The organism is Nitratidesulfovibrio oxamicus (assembly GCF_015731765.1).
GTDB lineage: Bacteria > Desulfobacterota > Desulfovibrionia > Desulfovibrionales > Desulfovibrionaceae > Cupidesulfovibrio > Cupidesulfovibrio oxamicus.
This window is the reverse complement of the sequence record NZ_VRYY01000809.1, coordinates 1-10,598: the sequence shown is the minus strand read 5'-3', so window position 1 is coordinate 10,598 and position 10,598 is coordinate 1. Positions and strand designations below refer to the sequence as shown.

9 protein-coding genes are annotated in these 10,598 nt (G+C 64.5%); 3 read left to right on the top strand and 6 right to left on the bottom strand.

The window, feature by feature from the left end; translation table 11 throughout:
- On the bottom strand, positions 1 to 403 hold a 403-nt coding region (locus FVW20_RS19025; RefSeq protein WP_196610797.1), incomplete at its 3' end, for a CRISPR-associated endonuclease Cas1.
- Positions 396 to 3,596 carry a type II CRISPR RNA-guided endonuclease Cas9 gene (gene cas9 / locus FVW20_RS19020; RefSeq protein ID WP_196610796.1) on the bottom strand — a complete coding sequence of 1,067 codons (3,201 nt, stop codon included), beginning with the start codon at positions 3,594 to 3,596 and terminating at the stop codon, positions 396 to 398. The genes cas9 and FVW20_RS19025, both read right to left, overlap by 8 nt.
- 229 nt (positions 3,597 to 3,825) lie before the next feature.
- Between cas9 and FVW20_RS19015 the strand changes: the two genes are divergently transcribed.
- The 3 genes from FVW20_RS19015 (at position 3,826) to FVW20_RS19005 (ending at position 5,443) form a co-directional block, all read left to right on the top strand.
- Positions 3,826 to 4,101 (top strand): BrnT family toxin, encoded by a 276-nt coding sequence (locus FVW20_RS19015; protein ID WP_196610795.1) that lies wholly within the window; start codon positions 3,826 to 3,828, stop codon positions 4,099 to 4,101.
- Positions 4,079 to 4,321 carry a type II toxin-antitoxin system BrnA family antitoxin gene (brnA, locus tag FVW20_RS19010; protein ID WP_190244351.1) on the top strand — a complete coding sequence of 81 codons (243 nt, stop codon included), beginning with the start codon at positions 4,079 to 4,081 and terminating at the stop codon, positions 4,319 to 4,321. Before FVW20_RS19015 ends, brnA begins: the two co-directional genes overlap by 23 nt.
- 528 nt (positions 4,322 to 4,849) lie before the next feature.
- Positions 4,850 to 5,443 carry a class I SAM-dependent methyltransferase gene (locus tag FVW20_RS19005; protein ID WP_196610794.1) on the top strand — a complete coding sequence of 198 codons (594 nt, stop codon included), beginning with the start codon at positions 4,850 to 4,852 and terminating at the stop codon, positions 5,441 to 5,443.
- 128 nt (positions 5,444 to 5,571) lie between these two features.
- Here FVW20_RS19005 and FVW20_RS19000 read toward each other — a convergent pair whose 3' ends face one another.
- From FVW20_RS19000 to FVW20_RS18985, 4 genes are all read right to left on the bottom strand, one after another.
- A complete protein-coding gene (locus FVW20_RS19000; RefSeq protein WP_196610793.1) occupies positions 5,572 to 7,254 on the bottom strand; it encodes an aldehyde dehydrogenase family protein in 1,683 nt (560 codons plus the stop codon).
- Between the two features lie 597 nt (positions 7,255 to 7,851).
- Positions 7,852 to 8,715 carry a glycosyltransferase gene (locus FVW20_RS18995; RefSeq protein ID WP_196610792.1) on the bottom strand — a complete coding sequence of 288 codons (864 nt, stop codon included), beginning with the start codon at positions 8,713 to 8,715 and terminating at the stop codon, positions 7,852 to 7,854.
- A gap of 301 nt (positions 8,716 to 9,016) precedes the next feature.
- On the bottom strand, positions 9,017 to 9,685 hold the full coding sequence (locus FVW20_RS18990) for a chemotaxis protein CheD (RefSeq protein WP_196610791.1): 669 nt from the start codon (positions 9,683 to 9,685) through the stop codon (positions 9,017 to 9,019).
- Positions 9,686 to 9,919: 234 nt separating this feature from the next.
- Positions 9,920 to 10,195, bottom strand: a complete 276-nt coding sequence (locus tag FVW20_RS18985) for an HU family DNA-binding protein (protein WP_012612903.1) — start codon at positions 10,193 to 10,195, stop codon at positions 9,920 to 9,922.
- Between the last annotated feature and the right edge of the window lie 403 nt (positions 10,196 to 10,598).

Genomic DNA, 10,598 nt, shown 5'->3' with positions numbered 1-10,598 from the left:
CCAGCGCGGCCAGCCGCGCCCCGTCGCCACCCAACCGCCGCACGGCGGCGGCCTGCGCCAACACCTTGGCCCGCACCAGTTGCCGCCACAGCCGCTTGCGTGTGGGCAGGGTCAGGTCCGCCTGCCGTCGAAACCGCTCCGCCTGCACGCTGTTATCCGTCAGCGGCAGCAGCATGCCCACGGGCTGATGCCTGGCATCGCAGCAGATGAACGGCACCCCGGCACCGGCCAACCCCGCCAGCACCGCCTGAGTGTAGGTAACGCCGGGGCAGGAAACCACCACCGCCCCCAGATTATTCAGGGGCACCGTTTCCTTGCTGTTGCCCACCTCCACCACCAACAGGGAATTGCCCACCGAAAGCCGAGCAGGCATGGACGCGATGTCCAGAATGCGGTCAATCACGGCAGGGCACCACCGTGCCCAAGGGGGTGATGACCACCTTCTCGCAGCCGCCTTGCTGCAATTGCTTCAGGCTAAGCTTGAAGAATCCGCCCTCTCTCTTTTTGCCTATTTCCTTTTTCGGGCGTGCGTCTTGAAGACGTACGGCCTCCACCTTCAAAACCCCTTGTTCCGTGTACACGGAACGCACCCGCAGGTACTCGTCCCGCCCGTCCACGCGCACTCGAATGCATTCGCCCGAACTCAGCGTGAACAGAAAGCGCGCCCCCTCCGGCCCCTGCCTGTCCACGACCGGCCCGCCTTCTTCCTTCTTCCATGCCTCCTTGCGCTGCATGGCCTCCAGCAGGCTGACCACACCGGGGCATACCCATTCCTCGCCCTTCTTGCCCGGCACGGTATACACCGGGGCGTGATGGTTGCTGGCCGTCTGGCATAGCCTGCCGTCCTTCCCCACGGGCACCGGGGTGCCCGTCTGGAGCACCCGTACGGAACGGACGGGCGAGGGGCTGTCGTCATCATCGCGCCGGGGCACGCTGCCCGTCAGCAGCAGGGCCACGCTGGGGGCAAGGCCGGGGTCCAGCAGTTTGTCGGCAAAGGTATTGGCCGCATCCAGCCCTACGGGCTTGCCCTTGCCCACGTCCTCCAACCGCTTGCGCACGGCATAGCCCACTGCGCCGTCAGGCAGTTCGCGGCGGGCGTAGATGGTCTCGTTATGCAACGCACCCCGCACCCGGCGCGACACCCGGTGCGACGGCAAAATGGACAGCACCACATTGTCCGCCTGCTCCATGAAACCCTCGAACGGCAACGGCACCATGTCGCGCGGCACAAGCCGGTTCACCCGGCCCGCCTCCGCCTGCGCGGCGGCGCGCTGCAACGACTGCACCATGCCCCGGCTTGTCGCGGCCACGGCTATGGCGTCCACCGCGTGGTGGCGATGATCGCCACGATTCTTGCCGCCGTCTCCCAGCAGCCTGTTAAGGCCCCACAAGCCGCGCAGCATTGCCGTAATCCCCCCACGGCTGGCCTGCACATGGCGGTTGGCCTGCGGCCCGTAGAGCAGCCCCAGATACTTGCAGGCCAGAACCGAGGCATGGCGGGTGTCGTTCAACTGGCGCGCGGCGAAGTCTTCCCACTCCTGCATGGTGGGCGCGCGGAACCGGGCCAGCTTGGCCCGGCACGTGGCGGCATCGCCCTGAAAGGCCTCCACACGCCGCAGGATGGCGTCCATGCGTTCCGGGTCTGCCGGATAGGCCTCGTGCGGGGTGCGCCCGCGCTTGTGTTCGCGGTTTTCGCGTGCATGGCACAGGGTCTTGTTCAGAAAACTGTCATCAAAGCAGCGGCTGTAGGGCAGAATATGTTCCACATCGAACTGCGGGTGCGGACCGAACAGGTCGTTCCACCCGATCATGCGCCCCGTGTAGGGGCACTGCCAACCGCATTCTTCGGCCAGCAACAGCTTTTCCACGTCGCTGCGGCGGGGTGTGGCGATGCGCGCGTTGCCAGCGTCCGGCGACATCAGCCGTTCGGCCATCTTTTCCCGTTGTGATTCCTGCTTTCTGTTTCGCGCGCTGTAGTCCGTCCGCTCCTTGCGCGATCGCTTCATGTCGCGCGCCAGTTCCACGCGGATGGCCACCGGTTTGCCATGCTCGCGCACGATGGCGTTAACCACCTTGCGCAGTTCGGTAAGACAGCGCAGCACCACGGGATTGCGCAGCGTGGACATGGCGTCCAGCGCGGGCGGCAAGGTTTCCTGCGGGGCATCGCCATAGCGGGGCGGGTACAGGCGCGGGCGCACCGTGCCGTACGACTCGCCCGCGCGCATGGCGGGCAACAGCGTACGCAACGCTTTCAGACTGTGGCTGGCATAGCCTTTTTCAGGCAACGGCCTTGCGAACTGCACGGCCTTTTCCACGCTGAGCCCCCATGCCCTGCGCCCCCGCCCACTCAAGGCGCGGGCATCATCCATGCTGATGATGTCGTGCAGGATTGCGGCGCGCTTTTCCGGAGAAAATTCATCCCAGACATCTCCGAACACCGCGTGCATGCGGGCATTCACCCGGTGCCCGAACAATTTCTTTTCGCCGCCTTCCTCAAGGTTGAACCGGCTGCCCTGCGGCAGCCCCAGCAGCTTGCGCATGGCCGGAAAGGTCATGGAATCCACCCGCAGCATGGCATCGCGCAGCCGCGCATAGTGTTCCGGGTTGTCCGCCAGCCTGTGCGGCACAAGCTGTTTGTCGTACCATACAAGGTCATTCAACCGCTGGAGCAGGCGGAATTCCTGCGCCTCGTCCGCATATTTGGGCGCGCGCCGTTCGCCGGGTTCCAACTCGCAGAACCCCACAAGATTTGCCTGTACCTTCAAGGGACGCTGGTAGAAAATGGCATCGCACAGGGCGTTGCGGGCGGCCTCGCGCAGATGCGCCGGGTACGGCGCGGGGTGCAGGGCGCGCTGGCGTTCCCACAGCAGGTCGAACTCCTGCGTCAGCATATCACGGCTGGTGTAACGCCCCCGGATGCGCGACACGGACGGCGCCAGTCCGGCAAGGTACTGACCAAGCGTTTCCGCACCGGCGGCATCCATTTCCGCCTGAAGGCCATTGATGGACGTCTTGACCTTGCCGAGTTCCTCGTCCTCTTCCGCCTCTGTGCGGCGGTTGCTGAGAAAGCCCCGCCGCTGTGCAAGCTGGTAGATAGCCCGTCCGAATTCGTGGGCGGAAAGCGGGCGGACCACCCCATCCGCGCGCAGGCGATAGGGAAAGACGTGCAGAAAGTCCGGGTCGCAAGACAGCCGCTCTGCCTCTGCGGGGGAGTTGGAGATGGCATGGCGGTTCAGCCACTGGCCCAGCAGTTCGGCATCCAGGGCGTTGAAAAACGCGTTGCGCGCGTCAGTGTCGCGCACGTTCCCCGGCGGCAGCAGACCGTATTTCTGCATGAGCACAAGAATGCGCTGGCGACGGCGGGCCTTGCGGCGGTGCTGCCTGCGCATCTGCCGGGCGGCGCGGCGGGCGGCGTTGGGGCTTTCTTCCTTGCCGCGCTGGAATTTGTCCATATCGCCCGCGCACCCCATCTCGAACAACCGCACCCCGGAACGCAGCACACCCACGGGTTCGCCGTCATCACCAGCGGCCAGCAACGCCCAACCGATGGATGCCACGCCAAGATCAAGCCCAAGAATGTAAGGAACCTGCTGCATGTCATTGCGCTCCTTTTCTTTACGAGTGTTGACGCTACGACAGAAAACGCATACAGGATAGTTGTCAAGTCACAACAAGGCTGCCTCTCCCTTCCCTGGAAGGTGACGCGCCGCAGGGTGTTGTTCGCAAGAACGGCCCCATGGCCCTCCCAGCGGGGGCCTTTTCATTTTCCGCCGTCAGCCGACGGCCTCGCCTTGACAAGGGGTATGGATTGGATACCTTTTTCATATGCTGTTCGAGTATGATCCCATAAAAAGCGACGCAAACAAGGCAAAGCACGGCATCGACTTCGAGGCCGCCAAGGCGCTGTGGGATGACCCGTACCTGATTGAAATTCCCAGCAAGGTAAGCGGCCCGGAGCCGCGCAGGCTGGCCATCGGAAATCTGGCGGGCCAGTGCTGGGCCGTCGTCATTACCGACCGGGGACAAGCCGTGCGCATCATATCCGTGCGACGGGCGAGAAAAGAGGAGGTGGCACTGTATGTCCAAGCAAATTTCCACTGAAGAATTCGACCGCCGCTTTGACGAGGGCGAGGACATCACCGCCTTTCTGGATACCAGCGCCATCCGCCATCCCAACCGCGAGAAGAAGACCGTCAACGTGGACTTTCCGCTGTGGATGGTGAACGCGCTGGACAAGGAGGCCAAGACCCTTGGCGTATCGCGGCAGGCACTTATCAAGACGGTGCTCGGCAGGCACTTGCAGGAACGCAAGGGCCAGTGAACCCGGCTCTGCGACGGGAGACGTGGAACGGCTGGGTACTTGCCCGTCGCCTCTTGGCCTCTCTCCATCCGCCTTATCCCAGAACGCCAAAAGGCCCGCCGTTTCCGGTGGGCCTCTTAATTTGACACGCACTACCCCCTAAAAGGGGGGCAAGTGAACGGCAGACGTTGGGCGCGCTTGCGAGACTTACGGATGGCGATTACAGTTCTGCATGGGGGGCACCCCTTAGGCAATCAACTTGCCCGGAAAAACTTGGGGCACCTGTCCCTGATGATACTGATCGGACCTGATCTGCTTCCGTCACCCGCAGGCGCATCACAAACGCTCCACACACCCTCCCAACTCTTGCTGCCAGCACACACATACTATAATCCCCTCCCCGTTAGCCGCCTGCATGCATTCGAGACAGACTGAGGGCAACAGACAAAAGACTCTGCACAGCACCTTTCAAACAATCATGCGATGACTGTTAGCAAGCGTACGCACCATATCCAGTGCCTGCCTCCTCTCATCCCACGGGGTAACACGATGAAATTCAGCCTGTTCAAAAAGCCTTTCTCCGTCCGTGAATACTGGAATAACCGCTACCTGAAGGGCGGCAACTCCGGCGACGGCTCTTACGGGCAGCTTGCCGCGTTCAAGGCCGACATTTTGAACGAATTCATCCGGACCCACAACATCACCTCCATCTCCGAATTCGGCTGCGGTGACGGCAATCAACTCAGCCTTATCGAAATAGGCCACTACACCGGGTATGACATCAGCGATGAAGCTGTTCGTATCTGCCGTCAAAAGTACGCAAATTCGCAATTTGAATTCCACAATGTGACCACATATGACGGCAGGAAGGCTGATATGGCACTTTCACTCGACGTCATATACCATCTTATTGACGATGAAATATACCACAACTACATGTCGCTGCTGTTCTCTGCATCCGACAAATTTGCCGGTATATACGCTTGGAACATCAACTGGCATCACGCCGAGCACGTCAAATCTCGCCGGTTTTTCAGCTGGATTTACGAACACGCACCGCAGTGGCAACTCGCCGCTTTCATTCCCAACAGATATCCGGATATTTCCAATTCCGACTTTTATTTCTTCAGCAGGCAGGCCTGATTCTGCAGGTGCCGGACCGAACCTATTCGCGCGTGCGACTGGCACTCCCTCGGGACACCAAAAGGCCCGCCATATCCGGCGGGCCTTCGCGTACTTTCTAACTCTCGCTTTTGCAGCCACCCGCCCCGCTACAATATGAAATCGTTCGACAGGAAATTCGACCGCCTGTCCCGGATGATGCTGGTCAGAATTTCCTTGTTGGCATCGCTGCCCTTGGCCGCCACCAGCGTGCGGATGGAGAAGCAGCGCAGCGCATCGCTGACCGAAAGGGTGCCCTCGGCGGAATCCTTGCGGCCGGTAAAGGGAAAGGTGTCCGGCCCGCGCTGGCACTGGCTGTTGATGTTCACCCGGCACACCTGGTTGACCATGGGGTCGATCAGCCGGGCCACGTCGTCCGGGTCGTTGCCGAAAATGCTCAGCTGCTGCCCGTACTGCGACCCCACCACGTAGCGCACCGGCGTTTCTATGTCCGTAAAGGGGATGACGGGTATCACCGGGCCAAACTGCTCTTCGTGGTACACGCGCATCTGCGGCGTGGCCGGGCAGACCACCGTGGGGTGGTACAGGGTTTCGGCGTGGGTGCCCCCGCCGCTGTTGGCCACCTTGCCGCCGTGCGCGGCGGCGTCCTGCACCAGGTCGTCCAGATAGGCGGACTTTCCGGGCACCGGCAGCGGGGTGATGCGCACCCCCTCGTCCCACGGCATGCCGATGCGCAGCTTGCGGATGCCCTCGTCCATGCGGGCCAGAAATTCGTCCAGCCGCTTCTGATGTACGAACAGCATCTTCAGCGCGGTGCAGCGCTGCCCGTTGAACGAAAACGAGCCTTGCAGCGCCTCGGCCACGGTCAGGTCCATGTCCGCGCAGTCCAGCACTATGCCCGCGTTCTTGGCGTCCAGCCCCAGCACGCAGCGCAACCGGTGCGGGTGCGGGTGGGCCAGGCGCAGCGCGTCCGCCGCCGTGCTGGACCCGATGAACGCCAGCACGTTGATGCGGCCCGACGCCATGATGGGCTTCACGATGCGCCGGTCGCCGTGCAGGATGTTGACCACCCCGACGGGAAAGGCATCGCGGAAGGCTTCCATCAGCGGCGAATACAGCAGCCGCCCCAGGCGCGGCGTTTTCACGATGACCGGGTTGCCCATGATCAGCGCGGGCATCAGCGTGCAGAAGGTTTCGTTCAGCGGGTAGTTGTACGGCCCCATGCACAGCACCGGCCCCAGCGGCGCGCGGCGGATCTGCGCGTAGATGCCTTTCTCTATGACGAAGCGCGACGAGGCGCGGTCCAGATCCTTCAGCGCGTCGATGGTGTCGCGCAGGTACTCCATGGTGCGGTCGAATTCGCCGCTGGCGTCCTGCCACGACTTGCAGATTTCCCACATCATGATGCGCACCACCTCGGTGCGCCGCGCCGCCATGCGCCGGGCAAAATCCTCCACGTGACGGATGCGCTCGGCCACGCCCATGGTGGGCCATGCGCCCATGCCATCGGCCCAGGCGCGGTCGGCGGCGTCCACGGCACGCAGGGCGGCGGCCTCGTCCAGAATGGGACAACTGCCCAGCAGGCGCGGGGCGAAGCCGCCCGCAGCGTCAACTTCCCCGATGGGCGAAAACACCTGCTGCATCTCGCCGGGCCATTCCTCCAGCTTGCCGTCGATGAGGCAGGTGCGCTGCTCTATGGGCGCGAAGGCGTGGGCGGCTTCCGGCAGGGGCTGCCCGGCCACGGGAAACAGGCCGCGCAGGCTTTCGGGGGTATGGGCGGCGGCAGGGCCAGATACAGGACCAGCTACAGGAGTGGACGGCTGGGACGACATGCGAAACTCCTTCATCCGGCGGCGGGCCGGGCTGTGGGATGGCGGCGATGGTTGCGGAACGGCGCGGGACTGGTCCAATCGGGCAGAATCGCGTCGAATCGGTCTGATGCGGATCAATCGAACAGGACCGGACTCGACCGGACTTGACCGAACGGGACCGCACAGAACCGTACAGAACCGGGCAGGACCGCACAGGACCGAACAGGGCCGAACAGGACCGGGCAGGGCCGGACAGGGCCGCGACATGGACCCAGCATAGCAGGGTTGCAGCCCGATGACAGCAGGCAAGGCGGGGCGGGGATGATTATGGACAGGGCGGCGGCCCAAGCGGGGCGGAAACGACAGGCACGGCGCGCGGGGCGCAGAGCATGAGACGGGGGGATGCCCTCGGCACCCCCGCAATGTGGGGCGGAATCAGGACAGACAGGGCGGATGGCGGGCGGACGAAACGGAAGGGGCCGGACACACCGCCGCAGGCGACAGGCAGCGCGAGCCCGAAGCAATGAATATCCGGGCGGGATATGAACCGGACACGGCGCAAGCCGGAAAAAGCGTCGTGGGTGTAAGATTCGAAAAATCGCCCCCCCCCGGCTGCCCTTACCCCGCCGCCTCCCACGCGGCGGCCTGCTCGCGCTCTTCCGGCGTCAGCAGTTCCAGCCAGCGGCGGCGAAATTCCATGTAATTGTTGATGCGCAGGTCCTTCCACAGCGCGGGCTTGGTGTCCCACGGCTTGGGGCCGTGAAAGTGCACGATGCGCGCCCGCGTCAACGCGTCGGCCCGGTAGGGCGGGCAGTTCCACGAAGGGTCCAGCTTGGTCACCCGCTTGCCGAAGAAATAGTTCAGCAGCGACTGGTCCAGGTTGCCGATGCGATGCAGGTTCTGCACGCAGAAGGCCAGAAAGTTGTGGATGTGGTCGTGCCGCCGCAGCCGCTCAAGGTTGAACAACACCACCCCGCTGCTGAAGGTCCAGATGGGAAACGGCAGCGGCACCACGTAGCGGCGGCCCCGCCATTCGTAGTCCAGTTGCTCGTGGGCGTGGTGGAAGGGGGCCGTGGCCTCGCGGGCCATGGCCATGTACTGCGGGCGGATGTGCTCCGCCCCGCCCGATGCGGCATCGCCCCCCCCGGCTCCCAGAATCGGCTGGTGAAAGTACACGTCGGCGTCGCAGTACAGCACGTACCCGTCGTCGGCCAGTTCCGGCAGCAGGGCCAGTTCCAGCTTCAGGAATGCGCCGATGCAGCGGTGGAACTGCGGCGGGGCGTTGTGCACGCCGATGACCGGGGTGTGCCGGACAAGCTGCACGCCCTCGGCGCGCACCGCGTCCATGACCGCCGGGTTGCCGCCGCCGTACACGCACACGCAGGGGGCCGCATCGCCGTGCAGGCGCCGCAGCGAACGCACGGCGGCGCGCATCATCAGCAGGTAGCGGGGGTTGTCGTCGATGCAGAAGACGATCTTCATGCGGCCAAGGTCCGGCGTGCGGGTGCGTGGGGAATGGGGGTCTGCCCCCGCTCGTAGCCCATTTCCGGGGGCAAGGCCAGCGTGCGCGGGCGCGCTGCGGGAGCGGACGGCGAAATGGGTGCGAAATCAGGTGTTAAATCAGGGGCCGCGTGTCCGGCGTACTTATCCTGCTCTGCATGTCCGGGGCAACGGGTCCGGGGCAACGGGTCTGGGGCAACGTGCCCGGGGCAACGGGTCTGGCTCGGAGTGCCCGGGCCAGCGTGTTCAGCGAGAACCAACCGGCGGGGTTACCCAGCCCGGACTATCCGGCCTGCCCGCCCGGCTCGCTCGAGCCATCCGGGCCGCCCGATCCGCCAAACGGAAAGGGGCCGGGCCACGGTTCCGGTCGGGCGTCGTACGACCAGGCCGGGGGTTCGGCATCACGGCCACGCCCGGTGCGGCCCGCGCCGCGTCCCTGCTCGGCCAGGCTGCGACGCAGCAGCTTCACCCATACCTCGCCGGTACCCGCGTGAAACAGCAGCTTGCGGCCCCGCTCGCCCAACACGTGCTCGCCGGACACCACCAAGCCCCTTGCGCGCAGCAGGTCGCGGGCCACCTGCACGTTGCGACCGCCCACGTCCACCAGCGAACGCACCAGCGACTTTTCTTCGGTGTTCATGCTGAAGGCGCCGCCGAACAACTTGGTTTCGATCTCGATGACCGGCACGCCCTTGCGCAGAAAATGGGCCAGCACCGCCTCCACGGCGGTATCCACGTATTTGCAGGGGTTGCAATCGAAATCGCGGCTGCCTTCCGCCGTGGGCAGCATGGCGTGAAAGATGCCCGCAAGCCCAGTGGACCGATGGAAAAACGTGGCGGACACGCACGAGCCGAGCACCGTGGCGATGATGGCCGGGCGCCGCGCCACGATGCCCTCGCCAATACGCAGGTGCAGATGCCGCAGTTGCTCTTCCGCCAGTTCGCGCGGCATGACTGCCGGGACAGGGCATGCCCTGTGCCCGTGCGCTGTGCTTTCCGTGCCGTTGCCCATCGTGCCCCCTGTGCGGCCCGCCGGGGCGCACGCATCCACGTTGTTCATCTCCCAAACCAAACGCGAGCGTTCGCGCAGCCAGCCCCCCGACCGACAGCGCAACCGCCCGCATGGCGGCGCCACATGCACCGCCCCACCAGTAGCGAAAACGAAGGCTCTCGCCGCCCCTGCCTCCTAGGGGTTCAGGATGTCCTTCAGTTCCTTTCCGGCGCGGAACACGGGCAGCCGCTTGGGCGGCACCGCCACGGAATCACCGGTCTTGGGGTTGCGGCCCTTGTAGCCGCGATATCCCTTGATCTTGAACGAACCGAAGCCGCGAATCTCCACGCGGTCACCTTCCAGCAGCGCATCGCGCACGCAGTCGAAGAAGGTGTTCACCACCACGGTGGCGTCCTCTACAGGCAGTTCATGCTCTTCGGCAAGTGCTCGTACCAGTTCGCTCTTGTTCACGTGGACCTCCAGTCGGACCTGTCCGTGCGGGGCATGGCGTGTTGGTGCAGGGCCACAGCGCGCCCCGGAACCCCGATGCGGCGGCACCATGTGCGAAACATGTTTTGTGGCGGCATGTTGTATGCGCGTTCGGCACTGTGCCGACATGTTCCACGCACCGCCAACGGGAAGTTGCGGATGCATCCCCTGCTGCTGCCGCATGGCGTCACCACGCCATTCTCCCCAATATTCCATCAATATCGCGTCACCCTTCATGTGACAAGGGGTGTGGACGCATTTCATCGGCTCGTATGCAACGCATGCAGCCCTCAGCGCGTCACGGGCGCCCAGTCGCCGCCGCCAGTTCCGCCGGTTCCGCCGGTTGCTCCACCCTCGCCAGCCGCGTCGCTGCCGCCCGCGGCGC

Excerpts from the sequence above, each read along its gene's own strand:
- cas9 (WP_196610796.1), bottom strand. The coding sequence starts at position 3,596 with ATGCAGCAGGTTCCTTACATTCTTGGGCTTGATCTTGGCGTGGCATCC.
- FVW20_RS19015 (WP_196610795.1), top strand. The coding sequence starts at position 3,826 with ATGCTGTTCGAGTATGATCCCATAAAAAGCGACGCAAACAAGGCAAAG.
- brnA (WP_190244351.1), top strand. The coding sequence starts at position 4,079 with ATGTCCAAGCAAATTTCCACTGAAGAATTCGACCGCCGCTTTGACGAG.
- FVW20_RS19005 (WP_196610794.1), top strand. The coding sequence starts at position 4,850 with ATGAAATTCAGCCTGTTCAAAAAGCCTTTCTCCGTCCGTGAATACTGG.
- FVW20_RS19000 (WP_196610793.1), bottom strand. The coding sequence starts at position 7,254 with ATGTCGTCCCAGCCGTCCACTCCTGTAGCTGGTCCTGTATCTGGCCCT.
- FVW20_RS18995 (WP_196610792.1), bottom strand. The coding sequence starts at position 8,715 with ATGAAGATCGTCTTCTGCATCGACGACAACCCCCGCTACCTGCTGATG.
- FVW20_RS18990 (WP_196610791.1), bottom strand. The coding sequence starts at position 9,685 with ATGCCGCGCGAACTGGCGGAAGAGCAACTGCGGCATCTGCACCTGCGT.